Source organism: Synechococcus sp. BO 8801, assembly GCF_002252675.1.
GTDB lineage: Bacteria > Cyanobacteriota > Cyanobacteriia > PCC-6307 > Cyanobiaceae > Cyanobium.
In genome coordinates this window covers 17,496-37,833 of record NZ_NQKY01000018.1, presented here as the reverse complement: position 1 = coordinate 37,833, position 20,338 = coordinate 17,496, and the positions used below count along the sequence as shown (strand labels likewise).

General features: G+C 70.2%; 15 protein-coding genes. 4 read left to right on the top strand and 11 right to left on the bottom strand.

What is annotated here, in order from left to right; all coding sequences use genetic code 11:
* The first annotated feature begins 11 nt into the window (after positions 1-11).
* From CJZ86_RS12530 to CJZ86_RS12520, 3 genes are all read left to right on the top strand, one after another.
* The gene (locus tag CJZ86_RS12530) at positions 12-266 is read left to right on the top strand and encodes a type II toxin-antitoxin system HicA family toxin (RefSeq protein WP_094586285.1); all 255 of its coding nucleotides are present in this window, start codon (positions 12-14) and stop codon (positions 264-266) included.
* Positions 263-595, top strand: a complete 333-nt coding sequence (locus CJZ86_RS12525) for a type II toxin-antitoxin system HicB family antitoxin (protein ID WP_094586283.1) — start codon at positions 263-265, stop codon at positions 593-595. Before CJZ86_RS12530 ends, CJZ86_RS12525 begins: the two co-directional genes overlap by 4 nt.
* 136 nt (positions 596-731) lie before the next feature.
* The gene (locus CJZ86_RS12520; protein ID WP_233134004.1) at positions 732-1,484 is read left to right on the top strand and encodes a phytochelatin synthase family protein; all 753 of its coding nucleotides are present in this window, start codon (positions 732-734) and stop codon (positions 1,482-1,484) included.
* Here the strand turns inward: CJZ86_RS12520 and CJZ86_RS12515 are convergent.
* The 8 genes from CJZ86_RS12515 to CJZ86_RS12480 all read right to left on the bottom strand — a co-directional run bounded on the left by CJZ86_RS12515 (position 1,417) and on the right by CJZ86_RS12480 (position 12,615).
* Positions 1,417-2,502, bottom strand: coding sequence for a glycosyltransferase family 4 protein (locus CJZ86_RS12515; protein WP_094586281.1), 1,086 nt, complete (start codon positions 2,500-2,502; stop codon positions 1,417-1,419). The genes CJZ86_RS12520 and CJZ86_RS12515 overlap by 68 nt on opposite strands.
* 20 nt (positions 2,503-2,522) lie before the next feature.
* Positions 2,523-4,055, bottom strand: a complete 1,533-nt coding sequence (purF, locus tag CJZ86_RS12510; protein ID WP_233134003.1) for an amidophosphoribosyltransferase — start codon at positions 4,053-4,055, stop codon at positions 2,523-2,525.
* Positions 4,055-6,424: a phosphoribosylformylglycinamidine synthase subunit PurL gene (gene purL / locus CJZ86_RS12505; RefSeq protein WP_094586277.1), complete on the bottom strand. Its 2,370-nt coding sequence runs from the start codon at positions 6,422-6,424 to the stop codon at positions 4,055-4,057. Before purL ends, purF begins: the two co-directional genes overlap by 1 nt.
* Before the next feature lie 28 nt (positions 6,425-6,452).
* The gene (locus CJZ86_RS12500; protein WP_094586275.1) at positions 6,453-7,355 is read right to left on the bottom strand and encodes an RNA methyltransferase; all 903 of its coding nucleotides are present in this window, start codon (positions 7,353-7,355) and stop codon (positions 6,453-6,455) included.
* A 4-nt stretch (positions 7,356-7,359) separates the two neighbouring features.
* Positions 7,360-8,523: a DNA polymerase III subunit beta gene (dnaN, locus tag CJZ86_RS12495; protein ID WP_094586273.1), complete on the bottom strand. Its 1,164-nt coding sequence runs from the start codon at positions 8,521-8,523 to the stop codon at positions 7,360-7,362.
* A gap of 394 nt (positions 8,524-8,917) precedes the next feature.
* Positions 8,918-9,976: a threonine synthase gene (gene thrC, locus CJZ86_RS12490; RefSeq protein ID WP_094586351.1), complete on the bottom strand. Its 1,059-nt coding sequence runs from the start codon at positions 9,974-9,976 to the stop codon at positions 8,918-8,920.
* Between the two features lie 94 nt (positions 9,977-10,070).
* The gene (locus CJZ86_RS12485; RefSeq protein WP_094586271.1) at positions 10,071-10,685 is read right to left on the bottom strand and encodes an alpha/beta hydrolase; all 615 of its coding nucleotides are present in this window, start codon (positions 10,683-10,685) and stop codon (positions 10,071-10,073) included.
* Positions 10,686-10,722: 37 nt separating this feature from the next.
* Positions 10,723-12,615 carry an ABC1 kinase family protein gene (locus CJZ86_RS12480; protein WP_094586349.1) on the bottom strand — a complete coding sequence of 631 codons (1,893 nt, stop codon included), beginning with the start codon at positions 12,613-12,615 and terminating at the stop codon, positions 10,723-10,725.
* A gap of 164 nt (positions 12,616-12,779) precedes the next feature.
* Between CJZ86_RS12480 and recN the strand changes: the two genes are divergently transcribed.
* Positions 12,780-14,498, top strand: a complete 1,719-nt coding sequence (gene recN, locus CJZ86_RS12475) for a DNA repair protein RecN (RefSeq protein ID WP_094586269.1) — start codon at positions 12,780-12,782, stop codon at positions 14,496-14,498.
* A gap of 37 nt (positions 14,499-14,535) precedes the next feature.
* Here recN and CJZ86_RS12470 read toward each other — a convergent pair whose 3' ends face one another.
* From CJZ86_RS12470 to gad, 3 genes are all read right to left on the bottom strand, one after another.
* Positions 14,536-16,107, bottom strand: a complete 1,572-nt coding sequence (locus tag CJZ86_RS12470; protein ID WP_094586267.1) for a B12-binding domain-containing radical SAM protein — start codon at positions 16,105-16,107, stop codon at positions 14,536-14,538.
* Between the two features lie 234 nt (positions 16,108-16,341).
* Positions 16,342-18,738 (bottom strand): cation-translocating P-type ATPase, encoded by a 2,397-nt coding sequence (locus CJZ86_RS12465; RefSeq protein ID WP_094586265.1) that lies wholly within the window; start codon positions 18,736-18,738, stop codon positions 16,342-16,344.
* 87 nt (positions 18,739-18,825) lie between these two features.
* On the bottom strand, positions 18,826-20,223 hold the full coding sequence (gene gad, locus CJZ86_RS12460) for a glutamate decarboxylase (protein WP_094586263.1): 1,398 nt from the start codon (positions 20,221-20,223) through the stop codon (positions 18,826-18,828).
* Positions 20,224-20,338 lie beyond the last annotated feature (115 nt).

Sequence of the window (20,338 nt, the reverse complement as noted above, 5' to 3'; positions counted from 1 at the left end):
ACCATTCTGGAATGAAGCGAAAGAACCAGCGCACTCTTGAGCTGATCTTTTCCCGACCTGTGAGCGGCAATGTGCCGTGGAGGGACGTGGAAGCGCTGTTTCAGGAACTGGGTGGGGATGTCACCGAGAGAGCAGGCAGCCGCGTCGCGGTCGTTCTGTTTGGTGAAGTCAGAGTCTTCCATCGACCCCACCCATCGCCTGATACAGACAAGGGTGCTGTCGCATCGATCCGAAAATGGCTTGAAGAACACGGAGTGACGCCATGAATCTCATGACACTGGATGGCTACCAGGCCAAAATTGAATACGACCCGGACACGGATCAATTTCGTGGGGAAATTCTTGGCCTATCTGGAGGTGCCGACTTCTATGGCTCAACTCCTGATGAGCTTCGCCGTGAGTTCAAGAAGTCTTTGGAGGTTTTCCTTGAGGTCTGCAAGGAACAGGGAATTGAACCCCGTAAACACTTTTCAGGCAGGTTCAATCTAAGAATCTCGCCTGAACTTCACAAGAAACTGGCGATGACTGCGGAGGTACAAGGAAAGAGTCTCAATAGGCTCGCCCAGGAAGCTCTTCAGAAAAGTGTGACGACATAGACGAGCGGACAGCACGGCATTGGAGTGCACGATCCATCACCGGTTCCCTGCCTGGAGCTCGGCTGAACCCCAGCCCAGCGATGGCTCCCCTACCTTCGATCCCAGGCCCCCCACCCCGGGGACCAAGGCAGCCGTGATGAAGCGCTCGATCCTCCCGTTCCCCGGCCTGGTGCTGCTGTCGCTGGCCCTGGCGGCACCGCTGCGGGCCGCGCCGATCCCCCTGATGGAGCCGGCGGGCATGGACCTGCTGGTGGCCAACGGCGCCGCCAGAGCCGACTACGGCCCCCTGGCCGAGCAGTTCCTCACCCAGGCCAACCTCGCCTACTGCGGTGTGGCCAGCGCCGCCATGGTGCTCAACAGCCTCGCCGTACCCGCCCCGGCCGTGCCGGGCTACGGCCGTTACCGCTTCTGGACCCAGGACAACGTCTTCGAGGTGCCGGCCGGCCGCCAGGTGGTGAGCGCCGAGGTGGTGCGGCGCCAGGGCATGACCCTGGCCGAGCTGGCCGGTCTGCTGGGGGCCCACGGGGTGAAAGCCGAAGCGATCCACGGCGACCAGCTCAGCCTGGAGCAGTTCCGCGCCCTGCTGCGCGCCAACCTCAACCAGCCCGGCGACCGCCTGCTGGCCAACTACCTGCGCCCGACCCTCGGCCAGGCCGGCGGCGGCCACATCGCCCCCCTGGCCGCCTTCCACGCCCCCTCCGACCGGGTGCTGATCCTCGACGTGGCCCGCTACCGCTACCCCTCGGTGTGGGTCCCCGTCGCCGACCTCTGGGCCGCGATCCGCACCCTTGATTCCACCTCGGGTCGCAGCCGCGGCTTGGTCACGATCCGGCGGCTGCCGGGGGCGACACCACCTCCAGGAAGCGTTCCGCCACCCGGTCCCAGCTGAACGGCCCCACGTGAGCGCGGCCGAAGGCCCGCTGCTCGGCCTGCAGCGCGGAATCGGTGAGCAGTTTGAGAATGGCCTCGGCAAGGCCCTGGGGATCCCGCGGCGGCACCAGCAGGCCGGCCTTCCCGTGGGGCACCACCTCGGGAATCGCCGTGGCCGTGGTGCTCACCACCGGCAGGCCGCTGGCCATCGCCTCGAGGAACACGATCCCGAAGCCCTCCTGGATCGACGGCAGGCAGAACACCGCACTGCGGCGGTACCACTCGCGCACGGCGCCGTCGTCGGGCAGGGCCCCCAGCAGTCGCACCACCTCACCAAGCCCCAGCCGCTCCACCAGCTCCCGCAGTGCCCCGTGCTCCGGCCCATCGCCGATCACCACCAGCCGGGCGCTGGGCAACCGCTGCTGCACGCCCTGGAACGCCGTGATCAGATCCCCCACCCGCTTGCGGGGGTACTGGCGCGCCACGCACAGCACCGTGTGGGGCTCGCGAGCGGCATCGTCCCCGCCCGCAGGATTCCATAGGCCGACATCGATCCCCTCCGGCACCAGCCGCAGCCGATCGGCCGGCACGCCGTAGTGGGCTTCGATGCGCTCGCAGCAGTAGCGACTGGTGGAGAGCACCAGCGGCGCCCGCCTGGCGTTGAGGCGCTCCAGCCGCGACAGACCCCAGAGCATCAGCCGCGGCCAGCCGCTCTCGCAGCGCGACTCCTCGGCCAGCACCCCCTTGATGCAGCACACGTAGGGCACCGGGCAGCGGTGCGCCACCCGGAAGCCGTCGATGTCGAAGCCCACCACCAGGTCGTAGCGGCCCTCGGCGGCCGCCAGGCGCCGGGGCAGGGTGAGGTTGAACCAGAGGCGGCGCAGCAGCAGGTTGCGGGGCCAGGCGCCCTCGGGCACCAGCCGCTCCACCGTGTGGCCCCGGGCGATCAGGGCCCCGGCCAGGCCGCCGATGGCCGCCGCCGTGCCGCTGCCCTCGGCCACGTCCTGCAGCCAGGAATCGAGAAAGGCGATGCGCATGCTGGGGCCGGCCGCCGGGCCTACACCCGCGCCGCCAGGCCGGTGGGCTCGAGCATCAGCTTGCTGTTGCGCACCTCCTCATCCATCTCGATCGGGTACTGGCCGTCGAAGCAGGCGGTGCAGAAATGGCTGGAGTTGGCCTGGGCCGCCTCCACCATGCCGCCCTTGGTGAGGTAGGCGAGCGAATCCACCCCCAGGTGCCGCTCGATCTCCTCCAGCGTCAGCCGCGCCGCGATCAGGTGGTCCTGGGTGTCGGTGTCGATGCCGTAGAAGCAGGGGTGGGTGACGGGCGGCGAGCTGATCCGCATGTGCACCTCGGTGGCACCCGCATCCCGCAGGGCCGCCACCAGCTTGCGGCTGGTGGTGCCGCGCACGATCGAGTCGTCGATCACCACCACCCGCTTGCCGGCGAGCACATCGGGCAGGGGGTTGAGCTTCACCCGGATGCCCGCCTCCCGCATCGCCTGGGTGGGCTGGATGAAGGTGCGGCCCACGTAGCGGTTCTTGATCAGGCCGTCGGCGAAGGGGATGCCGCTCACGTGCGAATAACCGATCGCCGCCGGGATGCCGGAATCGGGCACGCCGATGACGATGTCGGCCTCGACGGGCGTTTCCCGGGCCAGCACCTCACCGATCCGCACCCGGTAGCTGTAGAGCGACTCGCCGAAGAAGCGGCTGTCGGGCCGGGCGAAGTAGATCATCTCGAAGACGCACAGCTTGCTGGGCTCCTCGCACCAGCGCTGCCGCTCGGGGATCGGATCGGCCTGGCGGAAGTGGATCAGCTCCCCGGGCTGCACATCATCCACAAAGCTGGCGCCGATGATGTCGAGGCCACAGCTCTCGCTGCTGGCCACCCACTGGCCCTGCTCCGGTTCCCCCAGCAGGCCGAACACCAGCGGCCGGATGCCGTGGCCGTCCCGCAGGGCGAACAGCCCATCGGGGGTGCCGATCACCAGGCTGAAGGCGCCGCGGCAGCGGCCGGCGGCTTGGCGGATCGCCGCGTTCCAGCCCAGCCCGGAATCCACCGCCTCCTGCAGCGCGAAGGCGATCAGCTCCGAATCGGTGGTGGAGGTGAACTCCCCGGCCAGGTGCGCGAGCGAATCCCGCAGCTCTGCCGCATTCACCAGGTTGCCGTTGTGGGCCAGGGCCAGGGGCCCCAGGCGCGTCATCAGCACCACGGGCTGGGCGTTGCAGACCTTGCTGCTGCCGGTGGTGGAGTAACGGTTGTGGCCCACGGCCAGCTGGCCGGGCATCCGCTCCAGCACGTCCTGGTCGAACACCTGGCTCACCAGGCCCATGTCCTTGTGCAGCCGCACCTTGACGTCGTCGAAGACGGCGATGCCGGCCGACTCCTGGCCCCGGTGCTGCAGGGCGTAGAGCCCGAAATAGGTGAGGTTGGCCACCGCCTGACCCGACGCCAGCACGGCGAACACGCCGCAGGCCTCCTCCGGCTTGTCGGGGCGGTCAGGGTCGATCAGGGCAGCGTGCGCATCGCGGTGATCGGCGAAGGGCACGGCAGGCTCAGACCAAGGACCGAGTTCATCTTGGCCCATTACCTGTCGGGTGGGGGGCCGGCCTTGCCCAGCCGGGCGGGGATCGCCTGCTCGTAGGTGTGGCGCAGCTGCTCCACCGCCAGCGCCAGCAGGGGCTCGCCGCCCCGCGCCACCACTAGGCGGGAATCCGCCGTGACCGTGCCCAGGCGCTCGGCCGGCACGGCCGCACCGGCCTCCGCCAGGGCGGCTTGCCAGGCCGCCTCCTGCTCCGGCGCCACGCTCACCAGCACCCGGGCCCCGCCCTCGGCGAACAGCAGCCGGTCGGGGCGCCCCGCACCGGCGGGCAGATCCAGCGCGGCCCCCAGGCCGGAGGCGATGCAGGCCTCCGCCAGGGCCACCGCCAAGCCGCCATCGGAGAGGTCGTGGGCGGAGCGCACCAGGCCCGCGGCGATGGCCGCCCGCAGGAAGCCCTGCACCTGGCCCTCCAGGGCCAGATCCGTCAGGGGCGGGCGGCCCGTGAGCCGGCCGTGCACCACCTCCAGGTAGCTGCTGGCCCCCAGCCCCAGGCGTTCGTCGCCGCTCTCCTGCAGCGGCACCCCCAGCAGCCAGATGGCATCGCCGGCCTGGCCCCAGGCCAGCCCCGTCACGTGGGCCAGGTCGTGGACCAGTCCCACCATGCCCACCACCGGGGTGGGGTGGATCGGCTGCATGCGGCCGTCCGGCAGGCGGGTCTCGTTGTACAGGGAGACGTTGCCGCCGGTGACCGGCGTGGCCAGGGCACTGCAGGCCGTCGACAGGCCCCGGCAGGCCATCGCCAGCTGCCAGTAGCCGGTGGCGGTGTCGGGGGAGGGGAAGTTGAGGTTGTCGGTGACCGCCAGGGGCTCGGCGCCGCTGCAGGAGAGGTTGCGGGCCGCCTCCGCCACCGCCGCCATGGCGCCCCGCTCCGGATCGAGGGCCACCCAGCGGTTGGGGCAGTCGACCGTCGCCGCCACGCCGCGGGTCGCCGCCTCCATCGCCCCCTCCCCCTGCTGGGGCCGCAGCCGCACCACAGCCGCATCGGCGCCACCGGGCAGCACCACGGTGTTGGCCTGCACCTGGTGGTCGTACTGGCGGTAGACCCAGCGCTTGCTGGCAATGGTGGGGTCATCCAGCAGACGCAGCAGGGCGTCGCCCCAACCCAGTGATCCAGCGGCCAGCTCCAGGCCGCCGGCATTCGAAGCCGCCGGCAGCTCGGCTTCGCTCCAGCCCCAGTGGGCCTGGATCTCGGCCGGGGGTTCCGCCAGCAGCTCGTGGTGGTTGATCGGCGTGTCGTCCGCCAGGGCGCTGGCGGGCACCTCGGCCGCCACCTCGCCGTGCTGCAGCACCCGCACCACGTTCTCCTCCAGCACCCGGCCCACCACCGCCGCCTGCAGGCCCCAGCGGCGGAAACGCTCCATCAGCGGCTCCTCCCGGCCCGCCGCCACCACGAACAGCATCCGCTCCTGGGACTCGCTCAGCAGGAATTCGTAGGCCGTCATGCCGCTCTCCCGCGCCGGCACCCGATCCAGATCCAGTTCGATGCCCAGGCCGCCCTTGGCGGCCATCTCCGAGCAGCTGCAGGTGAGGCCGGCGGCGCCCATGTCCTGGGCCGCCACCACATCGCCGCTCTTGAAGGCCTCCAGGCAGGCCTCGATCAGCCCCTTCTCCAGGAACGGATCGCCCACCTGCACGGCGGGCCGGTCGTCGAGGGAGGCCTCGGTGAGCTCGGCGGACGCGAAGCTGGCGCCGCCCATGCCGTCGCGGCCGGTGGTGCTGCCCACGTACACGACCGGATTGCCCACGCCCACCGCCCCGGAGCAGACGATGTCGTCGGTCTCCATCAGGCCCAGGGCCATGGCGTTCACCAGCGGGTTGCCGCCGTAGCTGGGGTCGAACGCCACCTCCCCGCCCACCGTCGGCACGCCGACGCAGTTGCCGTAGTGGGCGATGCCGGCCACCACCCCCTCCATCAGGCCCACGTTGCGCTCGTCCTCCAGGGGCCCGAAGCGCAGGGCGTTGAGCAGGGCGATCGGGCGCGCCCCCATGGTGAAGATGTCCCGCAGGATGCCCCCCACCCCGGTGGCCGCCCCCTGGAAGGGCTCCACCGCCGAGGGGTGGTTGTGGCTCTCGATCTTGAAGGCCAGCCGCTGGCCTTTGCCCAGGTCCACCACGCCGGCGTTCTCGCCCGGCCCCACCAGGATGCGGGGGCCGCTGGTGGGGAACTGGCCCAGCAGGGGGCGGGAGTTGCGGTAGCAGCAGTGCTCCGACCACATCACCCCGAACATGCCCAGCTCGGCCCGGTTGGGGGGTCGGCCGAGGCGACGCACGATCTCGTCGTAGTCGCCCTGGCTCAGGCCCTCCTTGCGCAGGGCCTCGGGCACCGAGAAGGACGGGGTCGAGACAGGAACCACCGGGGGGCGCGGCAACGGCCCTCCAGTATCAGATCCAGGGGTCGTCGTCCCCGTGGGGCTCCCGGCCCCGGTAACGGTCGCGGCGCGGCGCCGGCTCCACCGGGGGCGCTTCCCGGGTCTCCCGGAACTCCCGGGGCGGTGCCTGGGGCTCCTCCTCCTCGGGCCAGTCCTCGAGGGGGTCGGGTTCGTCCGGCTCGCCGGCGTAGCGCTCCTGGGGATAGGGGTCGGCCCCGGCGGGGTCATCGTCGTAGGGGTCGCGGCGCTCCCGCGCAGGGTCCGGGTCCAGGTCGGGCCAGGGCCGCTCCTCGCGGAAGGCATCCGGCCAGGGGGGCTCCTCCAGCCAGCCCTCCAGCCGCTCCTCGACACGGCCGCCCACCTCCTGCACCTGCTCCTTCCAGCGCCGCGAGCGGCGCAGCAGCTGCTGGCGCACGCTGGCGCGGGCCACCGGCAGGTCGTCGAGGCCCCGCAGGGCGGTGAACACCCGGCCGGGCTGCTGGTCGACGATCCGGTCGGGGCTCAGGCGCCAGCGGCTGGTGCCCGGCAGCCGCGGGTCGCTGCGGGCCACCAGGTAATGCAGGATGCGGCCGCTGCGCAGCTCCACGGCGGCGTCGGCCACCAGCCCCAGGGGCACGTCATCGGCGCCGGTGAGGGCCGCATCGATCAGGGTGGGCAGCCGCTCCAGGGTGGCGGCGTCGGTCTCCGCCGGCTCCCCCTTCACGAACACCTCCTGCTCCCCCAGCCCCCGCAGCTGGTCCAGCCGCCAGACGAGCCGCTTCTGGGCAAAGGCCGAGGGCCGGCTGGCCCAGCCCAGCAGCCGGTGCACCGGCGGGTGCATCCAGGCCAGCACCCCGGCCCCCCGCTCGAGGCCCTGATCGCACCGCACCTGCCGCCGCAGCAGATCGCTCAGCAGCAGCTGGTCGGGAAGACCCACGGGCTCAGCTGGTGCGGATCTGGACGGGCATCACCAGGTAGGTGAACGCCTCATCGGCCCCCACCGGCGCCAGCACGGCCGGGGTGGTAGCGGCGTTGCACTGCAGCACCACCTGGTCGGAGCCCATGGCCTTGAGGCCATCGAGCAGGTAGCGGACGTTGAAGGCGATCTCGATCGCCTCCCCCTCGATCGTGGCCGCCAGCGATTCCGAGCCGCTGCCCACGTCCTGGGCGTCGGCCCGGATCGTGGCCGTGCCGGCGCCCGGGTCGGCGCTGATCTTGACCACGTTGTTGTGCTGGTCGGCCAGCACCGCCACCCGCTCGAGGGCGGCGATGAAGGCGCGGCGGTCGAGCACCATGCGGCGCTGGAAGGAGGCCGGGATCAGCTGGCGGTAGTTGGGGTAGGTGCCGTCGAGGCTGCGGCTGGTGAGCACCTGGTCGGCGGAGAGCACCACCACCTGGCCGCGCTCGCAGAACAGGCTCAGGGGCTCCTGGGAGCCGCGGCCCGAGAGGATCCGCTCCAGCTCCCGCAGGGATCGGGCCGGCACGGTGACGGCGAAATCCTCGCCATCGGCGGCGGGCGGCTCGCCGCCGGCGGCCTCCACGGCGTGGGAGAGGCGCTGCACGGCCAGGCGGTGGCCGTCGGTGGCGGCGCACTCCAGGCCCTCGCCATCGAGGCGCAGGTGGACGCCCGTCAGCAGCTGCTTGTTCTCATCGGGGCTGCTGGCGAACAGGGTGGCCCGCAGGCCCTTCACCAGGGCCTCGGCGTGGAAGCGGATCGGCGTGCCGCTCTGGGCCAGGGGCAGGTCCGGGTAGTCGTCGGCGGGCATCCCCCGCATCTTGTAGCTGCCCGAGAGGTTGGTCAGCTCCAGCTGCTCTTCGCCCTCCGGGCAGCTGAGGCTGATGGGGCTGTCGGTGGCCAGGCGGGCGACGATCTCGCCGAACATCTTCGCCGGCAGGGTGATGGCACCGCTGGTCTCGACGGCGGCGGGCAGGCTCGTCTGGATGCCGAGGCTGAGGTCGAAGCCCGTGAGGCTGAGGCGGCCGGTGCCCGCGTCGGCGGTGAGCAGCACGTTGGCCAGCACCGGATGGGTGGGGCGGGTCGCCACCGCCCGGCTGACCAGCTGGAGGCTGGCGCTGAGTTCAGCCTGGGAGCAGACCAGCTTCATGGCGGGGGCCGGCGAGGGCGGCACGGCGTTCGTGAGGCCCCACGGTTTCACAGGGCGCGCCAAAGCGCAACGGGTGGCTCCCCGACTGTTCAGAGGATCAATCAAGGATTGAGAAGAAGAAAAACAGCCCGTCGCAGTAGGGGCGGGGGAAAACGGGTAAAGCGGTTCACTCCCCTTTCTCTCACTGGGTTTTACGGGCTCGATGGCTGGGGAATCGGCGCCGCAACGGGGCCGTTTCCAGGGGTTTTCCACCGATTCCCGGTCCTGGGGAATCCGGGGGCCGCCCACGGGGGGTTTCCCTCCCCCGGCTCTCCCGGCGTGCGGTGGGGAATGTCCCAGGATTTCCCCAGACGGTTGGGCCGCCGTCAGGTCCGAAAAGGTCCGAGCTGGCGGCTCAGAAGCCCATCACCTTGGCGACGGTCTCGGTTTCGGGGGCGATGCCGGTGTGGAAGGTGGCGTCGTTGTTCTCGATCGCCGTCGTCGGGTCCTTGAGGCCGTTGCCGGTGAGCACGCACACCACCGTGGCGCCGGCCGGCACCTCCTCCCGTCGCTTGATCAGACCCGCCACCGAGGCGGCGCTGGCCGGCTCGCAGAACACCCCTTCCCCCTGGCCCAGCAGCTTGTAGGCCTCGATGATCTCGGCGTCGGTGACGGCCATGAAGTCGCCGTTGCTCTCGGTTCGGGCCTTGATGGCGTTTTCCTTGTTCACCGGATTGCCGATGCGGATCGCCGTGGCGATCGTGTCGGGCTGCTCCACCGTGTGCCCCAGCACCATCGGGGCGGCACCGGCGGCCTGGAAGCCCATCATCCGCGGCAGGACCGTGCTGTGGCCCGCCTGGCGGTACTCCTTGAAGCCCATCCAGTAGGCGCTGATGTTGCCGGCGTTGCCCACCGGGATGCAGAGCCAGTCGGGGGCCTCGCCGAGGGCATCGACCACCTCGAAGGCGGCCGTCTTCTGCCCCTGCAGCCGGTAGGGGTTGAGGGAGTTGACCAGGGTGACCGGGTAGCGGTCGGCCACGTCGCGCACGATCGCCAGGGCCCGGTCGAAGTTGCCCTGCACCGCCAGCACCTCGGCGCCGTAGAGCAGGGCCTGGGCCAGCTTCCCCTGGGCCACGTAGCCGTCGGGGATGAGCACGAAGGCCCGCATCCCGCCCCGGCGCGCGTAGGCCGCCGCCGCCGCCGAGGTGTTGCCGGTGCTGGCGCAGATCACCGCCTCCGAGCCCGCCTCCTTGGCCTTGCTGATGGCCATCGTCATGCCCCGGTCCTTGAAGGAGCCGGTGGGGTTGAGGCCGTCGTACTTGAGGAAAACCTTGACGCCCCGGCCCACCCGTTCGGCGATCACCGGCGCCGGAATCAGGGGGGTGGCCCCCTCGCGCAGGGTCACCACCGGCGTGGCGTCACTGACGGGCAGCCAGCTGCGGTAGGCCTCGATCAGCCCCGGCCAGTCCTGCATGGTGGGCTGCCGGCCCATACGTCGCAGGGCTCGAAGCAGGGGCACGGGGGACAGCGGCGAGGCTGACGTCAATGTAGGGCTCCGGTCTGGGGCGTCAGGGGGCAGGGGCGGCCGGCGCCGGCGTGGCGGCTGACGGCGCCGGGGCCGCCTGGGGCTCGTTGCCCCGCAGCCCGTCGAGGGGGGACTCGGAGAAGAAGCGCACCAGCTCGCTGATCGAGGAGGCCTTCGAGGCCAGCCCCATCAGGGCCGGGATGCTCACCTCCAGCTCCCGGGTCGGGTAGGCCCGCAGGAAGGTGATGGCCGACAGCGACCCCTTGCCTTCGTAGGTGCCCAGCACCATGGCGGCGCGCAGGGCGGGCACGCCGGCTTCCGGGGCCCGCAGGGGGAACAGGATCCGCGCCAGGCGGGCCAGGATCGCCTCACCGATGCGGGTGTTGAGCAGGCGGCTCATCAGCACGATCGGCAGCTTCACCGATTCGTTCAGCAGCTTGCTGACCTGCTTGGGGTCCTGGCGGCCCAGCCGCAGCACGTCGGCCAGCAGGCCCCGGGCCTCGCCGGTGGTGGCCAGGTGCTCCAGGTCGGCCACCGGGATCGAGCGCCGGAAGGCCCCGCTGGTGAACACCAGGTTCTCGGTGGCCATGGCCGCGGGAGTCGAGCAGCACAGCCCCAGACCCAGGACAGCGGCCACGAGCCTTCGCCGCTTGTTCACGCTTGTCTCCCTATGGGTGCGATCGACTCTACGGATCTCAGGCACCGCTGACACCGGCGGCCTGGCGCACCGCCGGTGTCACCAGCACATCGCGCAGCAGGTGCACGACGCCCCTCTCCGCCAGACCTTTCGCCACCTGCAGCCCCATCCGGCGCAGATCCGGCTCCCCCAGCACCCGCGGCAGGCGCTTGAGCAGCAGCGACGGCTCGAAGCCGGGCAGGTCGCGCAGGATCGCCAGCAGCTCCTGGATCGGCTCCAGGTCCAGCAGCGGTGGCGTCGCCGCGCTGGGGGGCAGGGCCCGCAGCCCCGGCGGCAGCAGGCGGGGCGGAAGCCGGCGGCCGAGGCGCAGGGTGGTGTTCCAGGCCAGGGCATCCATCTGCTGCACCAGGGCATCGACGAGCTGCTGGCGCAGCAGGCCGCCGTTGGGGGAGAAAAGGAAATCCAGCACCTGGTCGAGCAGGCCGTCGAGGTCCAGCTGGTCCTGGAGGGAGGCGCTGGCCACCAGGCTCTCCAGCCGCTGCCAGCGGAACTCCTCGCCGTCGTAGAGCATCTCCCGCAGGCTGCGGCGCAGCTCGGGATCGGGATCCTCCATCAGCCGGCGGGCGAAGTAGGGGTAGGCGGCGCCGAGGATCTTGAAGTCCGGGTCGACGCTCAGGGCGATGCCCTCCAAGGTCACCAGGGAGCGGATGATCAGGGCGTAGTACGGCGGCACCTGGAAGGGGAAGCGGTACATCACCCCGGAGAGGTCGTCGGTGACCGCCTTGAAGTCCATCCGGCTCACGCCCATCTCCAGGGCCTGGCCGAACACCGTCTCGAAGGCCGGCACGATCGGCTCCAGGTCCACCGCTTCCCCCAGGAAGCCCAGCTGCACGAAGTCCTTGGAGAGGGCGCCGAAATTGCGGTTCACCAGGTGCACCACCGCCTGGATCAGCCCGGTGCGCGCCTCCCGCGACACCTCGCTCATCATGCCGAAATCCAGGTAGGCCAGGCGCCCGTCGGGCAGGGCCAGCAGGTTGCCGGGGTGGGGATCGGCGTGGAAGAAGCCGTGCTCCAGCAGCTGCTGCAGGCTGCAGTTCACCCCCACCTCCACCATCTGGTCGGGGTCCACCCCCAGGGCGCGCACGGCCTCGAGGTTGGTCAGCTTGACGCCGTCGATCCATTCCATCGTCAGCACCCGGCGGCTGGTGGCCTGGCGGTAGATGGCGGGGACGGCGATGCGGGGGTTGTGGCTGTGGAGGCGGGCGAAGGTCTCGGCGTTGGTGGCCTCGTTGATGTAGTCCATCTCCTCGAAGACCCGCTTGCCGAGTTCATCGATCAGACCGACCAGATCACTCTTGATCAGGCCCACGTTCTTGTTCAGCCAGCCGGCGATGTTGCGGACGATGTAGAGGTCGAGGGTGATCTGCTCCCGCAGGCCCGGCCGCTGCACCTTCACCGCCACCCGTTCGCCGCTCATCAGCACCCCCCGGTGCACCTGGCCGAGGGAGGCGGCGGAGATCGGCTCCTTCTCCAGCGAGGCGAAGATCGTCTCCACCGGAGCGCCGAGGTCCTCCTCGATGCAGGCCATGGCCAGGGCGCTGTCGAAGCCCGGCAGCTGGTCCTGCAGCTGGGCCAGCTCCTCGAGCAGGATCGGCGGAATGATGTCGGGCCGGGTGGAGAGGGCCTGGCCCGCCTTGATGAAGGCGGGGCCGAGGGCCACCAGCAGTTCGGCGCACTCCCGGGCCCGTTCCCGTGCCCGGGCGGGGTTGGCCAGCTGGCCGGTGAACCAGTCGAAGCCCACCCCCAGCAGATAGAGGCCGATCGGTACCAGGGTCTGCCAGACCCGCCGGGCCAGGCGCATCGGGTGGCCGGCGTAGATGCGGGTGATGGCGGCCGGGTCGTAGCTGAGCAGGCCCGCCGCCTCCAGGAAGTCCCCCATCTCGACGCCCATCTCGACGGTGGCCCCCGGGCGCTCGGGGGTCACGGCGGGGGCGGGGGGGGAGGAAACCATGGCTGGGAGGTACCGCCGCGGCGCCGGCAGGCGAAACCCCCTTCTAAACGAAAGTCACAGCCGCTACGGTCGGGCCACGTACCGATCGCTCGCCGGAGGCCTGGGTGCTCACGGGTCTGCGCCTCGAGAACATCGCCCTGATCGAGCGGCTGGAGCTGGTGTTCTCGGCCGGGTTCACGGTGCTCACCGGCGAGACCGGCGCCGGCAAGTCGATCCTGCTGGATGCCCTCGACGCCTTGCTGGGCGGTGCCCAGGGCAGCCAGGGGGCCCGCCTGTTGCGCCGCGGCGCCGAGCGGGGCCGCATCGAGGCCAGCTTCAGCCTGGCGGCCCCGGTGCGCGACTGGCTGGAGCGCCAGGAGCTCGACGCCGAGGACGACGAACTGCTGCTCAGCCGCGACTGGCGCCTGCAGGACGACCGGCTCACCAGCCGCCACCGCCTCAACGGGGTGGTGGTGAGCCGCAGCCAGGTGCTGGAGCTGCGCCCGCTGCTGCTCGATCTCACTGTGCAGGGCCAGACCCAGCAACTGGGCCGCCCCGGCCAGCAGCGCCGCTGGCTGGATCGCTTCGCCGGCGAGGAGCTGGCCGCGCTTCTGGAGGCCACCCGTGCCGCCTGGCAGGGCTGGAAGGGGGAGGCCGATGCCCTGGCGCGGGCCCGCGCCGACCGGGACCGCTTCGCCCGGGATCGGGAGCGGCAGGAGGAGCTGCTGGCGGAGCTGGAGGCCGCGGCGCTGGAGGATCCCGCCGAGCGCCAGCGGCTCCAGGGCGAGCAGGACCGGCTCGCCCACGCGGTGCGCCTCCAGGAGGGGGTGATGGCCCTGATCGGCCGGCTGGTGGAGGGGGCCGAGGCCGCCCCATCCGTGCTCGATCACCTGGCGGCCTGCGACCAGGAGCTGCAGACCATGGCCGGCCTCGATGCCGGTGTGGCGCCGCTGCACGGGGCCTGCGCCGACGCCCTCGCCGGGCTGCAGGATCTGGCCCGCGACCTTGACCGCTACGGCTCCCTGCTGGAGAGCGACCCCGACAGCCTGGCCCTGCTGCAGGAGCGCATGGCCCTGCTCAAGGCCCTGGAGCGCCGCCATGGCCAGTCCCTGCCCGAACTGATCGCCCGGCGCGACGAGCTGCGCGAGCAGCTGGCCGGCGCGGATGCCGAGGCCGCCCTGGCGGGCCTGGAGGCCGCCGAAGCCGCCGCCCGCCAGCGGCGCGATCGGGCCAATGCCGTGCTCACCCAGGCCCGCACCGCCGCCGCCCGGCGCCTTGAGGAGCAGCTGATGGCGGCCCTGCGGCCCATGGGCCTGGCCAACGTGCGCTTCGCCGTGGCCCTCAGCCCCGCCGAGGCCGGCGAGGAGGGGGCCGATGCGGTGCAGTTCCTGTTCTCCGCCAACCCGGGCCAGCCGCCGGCGCCCCTGGTGGAGGTGGCCTCCGGCGGTGAGATGAGCCGCTTCCTGCTGGCGCTGAAAACCTGCCTGGCCGCAGCCGACTCCCACGTCACCCTGCTCTTCGATGAGATCGATGCGGGGGTGAGCGGCCGTGTCAGCGGCGCCATGGCCCAGCTGCTGCGGCGCCTCGCCGAGCGGCGCCAGGTCTTCTGCATCACCCACCAGCCCCTGGTGGCCGCCGCCGCCCAGCACCATTTCCGGGTCAGCAAGAGCGTTGAGGCCGGTCTCACCCACACGCGGGTGTCCCACCTGCGGGACACTCGCGAGCGCCAGGCGGAGCTGGCGGAACTGGCCGGCGGTGATTCCGGCGAGACCCACAGCTATGCCGCCAGCCTGCTGGGCGTTGAGGGCACGAGCGAACCCGAGAAGGGGAGACGGGCGGCTTGAGCTCCACTTCTGACTCCGCGACAGAACATCCGGCCGTTCAGTTGGCTACGGGGATGGGCCGATGGCGAGCCAGCTCCTGTTCATGGCCATAGGCGGCTAATTGGGTTTCGATCTGCAGCCGCACGATGTCTCGATACTCCATGAAATGCTCGTTGTGGGCGCAGACAGCGAGGTATTGCTCCGCCACCTTGGGGTTGGCCCAGAGAATGTGGAACAGGTGGTGCCAGAAGGCCCAACGGGTGGAGCGTTTGAGACCCTGGCGCCAGCAGACGATCAGCAGTGCCCGGAGCACCGCCAGCTCGGGAAGCTTGAAGGTGCTCTTGACCCTGGGGGGGCCGAGTTTCAGGAAGTAGCGATGGACCCGATCGAGATACCTGTGGGGTTCGTAAAGCTGGCAGAACGCCTCCACATACTCCTGGGCGATGCCTTCCACCGGCCGGGTCGGCACGAAGTTCATCAGGGTGGTCTGGTTGATGTTGCCGACCTTATCGATCAGGCGCCCTTCCTTCTCCAGCCTGTGCCAAAGGGCCGTATGGGGAAGTGCCTGCAGCATGGCGAAAGTGGTCGTGGGGATCCCCGCGGCTTCCGAGAAGGCGACGATCCGCTGGCCAGCGCCCTCCTTTTCACCATCAAAGCCGATGATGAATCCCGCGATCACCCGCAGGCCTGAGCGCGTCACCTTGTCGACGGATTCGAGCAGGGGTGAGCGCGTGTTCTGGAACTTCATCGTGGCGGCCAGGCTGTCCGTGTCCGGTGTCTCGATGCCCATGAAGACGGCCGCAAAGTTGCAGGCCAGCATCTGATCAATGAGCTCCTGGTCATCAGCCAGATCAAGGGAGGCCTCCGTATCGAAGCGGAACGGAAACCCACGGTCCCTCTGCCATTGCTCAAGGGCTGTGAGCATCATCTTGACGTTGCGCTTGTTGCCGATGAAGTTGTCATCCACCATGAACACGCCTCCGCGCCAGCCGATGGCGTAGAGGCGGTCGAGTTCGCTGATCAGTTGCCCCGGCGTCTTGGTGCGGGGCTTACGGCCATAGAGCACGATGATGTCGCAGAATTCGCATTGGAAGGGACAGCCGCGCGAAAACTGCACGCTCATCGAGTCGTAGGCACTGAGCTCGAGCAGGTCGTAGCGGGGGATGGGTGTGGCGGTGACATCCGGTTTCACGCCCTCGGAGCTGAAACGGCCGCCTGTTTCGCCACGGTTCCAGGCCTCGACGAACAGCGGCAGGGTGATCTCGCCTTCATCCAGAATCAGGAAGTCGGCCCCGGCGGCAACGAGTTCCTCGGGAGTTGAGCTTGGGTAGGGCCCCCCAACAGCCACCGGCTTGCCGTGGTGTCTAGCCAGATTGATCTGGCGAATGATGTCGTCTTTCTGGACGATCATCGCTGACATGATCACCAGATCAGCCCATTGCCATTCTTGCTCTGAAACGGGCCTGATATTGACATCTACCAGCTTGAAATCCCAATCCTGGGGCAGAATGGCGGCGACAGTGATCAGGCCGAGTGGTGGCAGCAGAACCTTTCGGTTCACCAATTCAAGGATCTTCTCGTAGCTCCAAAATGTTTTCGGAAATTCAGGGTAGACGAGCAGAACGTTCAAGCTTGGGTATCCATGGCTGGCGCTGAGTTTCAGCAGAATCTAACCAGATAAAATCTGTCCTAGCACGGAAAGCGCGCTTTTCCATTCCAGCTGAGGTCCTGGCATCCTTCCAGGGCCAGGAGCTGCCGACGGGAGCCACTCGATGGCGGGATCTCAGCTGCTGTCGATTGCGAAGTGCTTTGAAGATGGCCAAGATGTAGTGATTGATATTTTTGGATCATTCCTTTGGTTCCTTCAACGGTTTTCAAAATGATTCGCTGGCTTGGAGATTGGCGGCCTCAACCTGCAGCGATCCGCCACCGCCGCCAGCAGAAGGGCCACTGCGGTGGTGATCAGTAGCGTGACGATCTGGGAAGCCTGCAGGGACGCCAGGCTCAGCAGCCGTTGCAACCGGGGAGTGGCCATCAGCAGCAGCCACAACCCCAGGCCGATGCCGGCACCGGCGGCGGTGATGCGGCTGCGGGGATCCCCGTTCAGCCACACCAGTCCGCCACCGGCCATCAGGAGCAGCGAGAACACCAGGCTGCGGCGTGATTCGATGTCCGTGTCGGGCCAGAAGGCCAGCACCAGGGCCGCCACCATCACCACAGCTCCCTGGGTGAGGGAGTGGCGCCAGGTGTCGGGGCCGAACAGGGGGGCCTCCGGCGGGCGGGGCGCCTGCTGCATCAGCCCCGGCGTGGCCGGCAGCGCCTCGAACACCACCGTGCAGGCCGGATCGATCACCAGGTGCAGCAGGGCGATGTGCACCGGCAGCAGGATCAGGGCCTGGCCCGGCAGCAGCAGCGGCACCAGGCCGAGGGCGGCGATCGGCAGGTGGATCGCCAGGGTGTAGCCGAGCGCCCGGTGCAGGTTGGCATCGACGCGCCGTCCCAGTTCCAGGGCCAGCACCAGATCGCTGAAGGTGTCCCTGAGCAGCACCAGGTCGGCGGATTCCCGCGCCACGGCGGTGCCCCGCTGGCCCATCGCCACGCCGATGTCGGCGGCCTTGAGGGCGGGGGCGTCGTTGACCCCATCCCCGGTCATGGCCACCACCTCACCGGCGGCCTGCAGGGCGCGCACCAGCTGGAGCTTCTGTTGGGGCATCACCCGGGCGAACACCGACACCGCGCCGATGCCCGCCGCCAGCGCCTGCGGGGTGAGGGCCTCCAGCTCGGGGCCGGTGAGCACCGGTCCCGGCGGCAGGCCCGCCTGGTCGGCGATTGAGCGGGCCGTCACCGGGCTGTCGCCCGTGATCATCACGACGCGCACCCCTGCGCCCCGGGCCGTGGCGATCGCCGCCGGCACCTCCGCCCGCAGCGGGTCCGCCAGGGCCAGGAAGCCCACCGGCTCGAAGGGGTAGTCGTGGGCGGCGGCGGCCGGCTCCGTGGCGGCCGACGGCGGCGGTGGGTCGTGCTGGGGGGCGCCATCGAGGCCGCGGGCCACCGCCAGCACCCGCAGGCCCTGGCGGGCCAGCCCATCGGCGGCGGCCAGCAGGCGGGTGGTGCCGGCGGCATCGAGATGACACAGATCGGCGATCGCCTCGGGGGCCCCCTTGGCCGCCAGCTGCTGCTGCCCATCGCCGTCCCGCCAGAGGCGGGAGAACACCAGCAGATCGCTCTGCAGCGGGTACTCCCGTTCCAGCGGCCAGTCGGGGTGCAGGTGCTCGCTGCCGTCGAGCTGGTCGGTGGCGAGGCGCTGGATCGCCCGTTCCATCGCATCCACCGGATCGCCCCGGCTGGCCAGCACCGCCAGCTCCACCAGCTGGTGAAAGGGTTCCTCCAAGCGGGCGCCGGCCTGCCAGATCTCCAGGTCCGGCCAGGTGAGCAGCTGCTGCACCCCCATGCGGTTCTCGGTGAGGGTGCCGGTCTTGTCGACGGCGAGCACCGTGGCGCTGCCCAGGCTCTCCACCGCCGCCGGCCAGCGGGCCAGCACCCCGATCCGGGCCAGGCGCAGGGCGCCGAGGGCCAGGAACAGGGCCAGCACCACGGGGATCTCGTTGGGCAGCACCGCCAGGGCCAGGGCCAGGGCCGCCAGCAGGGCCCGGGGCCAGTCGCCGCTCGACGCTCCCTGGATCACGGCCAGGGCGGCGCAGAGGGCCAGGGCCATCACGGTGAGGCGGGAGGTGAGCCGGCGGGTCTGGCGCTGAAGGCGGGTCAGCGGCGGCTGCACCGTGGCCAGGCTCTTGCCGAGCCGGCCCAGTTCCGTGGCCTCTGCCACCGCCACCACCGTCGCCCAGCCCCGTCCCCCCGCCACCAGCGACCCCGCCAGCACCCGCTCCCCCGGTTCGGTGCGGGCCACCGGCAGGGATTCCCCCGTCAGCAGGGACTCATCCAGCCACAGCCCCACCGCTTCGGTGAGCGCGGCATCGGCGGCCACCCGATCCCCCTCCTCCAGGCGCAGCTGGTCCCCCAGGCGCACCTGGTCGGTCGCGAGCTCCAGCTCCTGACCATCGCGGCGCACATGGGCGCGGGGCGCCGAGAGGCGCGCCAGTTCCGCCAGGGCATGGCTGCTGCGTTGCTGCTGGACGGCATCGAGCAGGCCGATGCCCAGCACGAAGGCCAGCAGGATCGCCCCATCGACCCACTCCCCCATCAGGCCGTAGAGGAGGCCGCAGGCCAGCAGCAGCAGCGTGGTGGGCTCGAGCCAGTTCATCGGGATCCGTCAGCGACACCACTCCCCAACCTGGGCAGGGCGCCGCAGCCGAGGCGGCGATGACACCAACCTCAACGCTGGTCCGGCTCAGTGGTGGAACCCCGAAGCGGTCGCCTCACTGAGGGCGGAGTGGCCGGGGTGGCTGGCGAAGAAGTCGAGCGACTGGCGGATGTTCTCCAGCAGCAGATCGGCCAGATCCCGGCTGACGCCGTGGCGCACCAGGATCCGCTGCACGGTGATCCCCTCGCAGTGGGCCGGCAGGCTGTAGGCCGGCACCTGCCAGCCGCGCACCCGCAGGCGGTCGGCGAGGGCGTAGAGGTTGAAGGTCACCTCACTTCCCTCCCGGATCTTCCAGCAGAGGGCGGGGATGCCCGCCTGATCCTCGCCGCCGTAGATGATCTCGAACGGGCCCATCTTGCCGATCTCCCTCGCCAGGTACTGGGCCGTGGCGTAACAGGCGGCATGCACCTTGCGGTAGCCCTCCCGGCCCAGGCGCAGGAAGTTGTAGTACTGGCAGACCACCTGGCCCCCCGGCCTGGAGAAGTTGAGGGTGAGATCGCGCATGTTGCCGCCCAGGTAGTTCACCCAGAACACCATCTCCTCTGGCAGATCCACGGATTGCCGCCACAGCACCCAGCCCACGCCCAGGGGTGCCAGGCCGAACTTGTGGCCGGAGGCATTGATCGAGCGCACCCGCGGCAGGCGGAAGTCCCAGACCAGGTCGGGGGCGCAGAAGGGCGCCAGGAAGCCGCCACTGGCGGCATCCACGTGGATGGGGATGTCGAGGCCGGTGCGGGCCTGCAGGTCATCGAGGGCGGCCGCCAGCTCCTGCACCGGTTCGTACTGGCCGGTGAAGGTGACCCCCAGGGTGGGCACCACGCCGATGGTGTTCTCGTCGCAGTAACGCAGGGCCGCCTCGGGGCTGAGGATCAGCTGGCCGGGCTCCATCGGGATCTCGCGGTGCTCGATGTCCCAGTAGCGGCAGAACTTGTGCCAGCAGATCTGCACCGGCCCGGTCACCAGGTTGGGCCTGTCGCTGGGTTGTCCCTGCCGCTTGCGCTCGGCTTCCCAGCGGCGCTTCATCGCCAGGCCGCCGAGCATGGCGGCCTCGCTGGAGCCGGTGGTGGAGCAGCCGATGGCGTCATCGACCGCGGGGGCGTGCCAGAGATCGGCCACCATGCGGGCGCAGCGGGCTTCGATCTCGGCGGTCTGGGGATATTCGTCCTTGTCCTCGATGTTCTTGTCGATGCACAGATCCATCAGGGCATGGACTTCGTCCTCCACCCAGGTCTGGCAGAAGGTGGCCAGGTTCTGGCGGGAATTGCCATCCAGCATCAGCTCGTCGCGGATCGCGGCGAACACGGCGCGGGGGTTGTGTTCCTTGCTGGGAAAATGGCTCTTCGGCAGGGTGACCGAGAGATCGGAGGAGGAGTAGATGTCGTCCTCCAGGGAGTATCGGGCCGCCGCTCTGTCGTGGAGGGTCATCAATCGCACCGGCGCTCACCTGGCCGGTTCAGGCTAGGAGCGCGCTGGGCCCGTGCCGCCGACTTCACCCTTCAAGGGGAAGCGGCGGTGTCCCCGCCCCCGGGAGCCCCCCGAA

Coding starts and splice junctions, on each gene's coding strand:
- CJZ86_RS12530 (WP_094586285.1), top strand. CDS start 12: ATGAAGCGAAAGAACCAGCGCACTCTTGAGCTGATCTTTTCCCGACCT.
- CJZ86_RS12525 (WP_094586283.1), top strand. CDS start 263: ATGAATCTCATGACACTGGATGGCTACCAGGCCAAAATTGAATACGAC.
- CJZ86_RS12520 (WP_233134004.1), top strand. CDS start 732: ATGAAGCGCTCGATCCTCCCGTTCCCCGGCCTGGTGCTGCTGTCGCTG.
- CJZ86_RS12515 (WP_094586281.1), bottom strand. CDS start 2,502: ATGCGCATCGCCTTTCTCGATTCCTGGCTGCAGGACGTGGCCGAGGGC.
- purF (WP_233134003.1), bottom strand. CDS start 4,055: ATGGGCCAAGATGAACTCGGTCCTTGGTCTGAGCCTGCCGTGCCCTTC.
- dnaN (WP_094586273.1), bottom strand. CDS start 8,523: ATGAAGCTGGTCTGCTCCCAGGCTGAACTCAGCGCCAGCCTCCAGCTG.
- thrC (WP_094586351.1), bottom strand. CDS start 9,976: ATGCAGGACTGGCCGGGGCTGATCGAGGCCTACCGCAGCTGGCTGCCC.
- CJZ86_RS12480 (WP_094586349.1), bottom strand. CDS start 12,615: ATGGGCGTCGAGATGGGGGACTTCCTGGAGGCGGCGGGCCTGCTCAGC.
- CJZ86_RS12465 (WP_094586265.1), bottom strand. CDS start 18,738: ATGAACTGGCTCGAGCCCACCACGCTGCTGCTGCTGGCCTGCGGCCTC.
- gad (WP_094586263.1), bottom strand. CDS start 20,223: ATGACCCTCCACGACAGAGCGGCGGCCCGATACTCCCTGGAGGACGAC.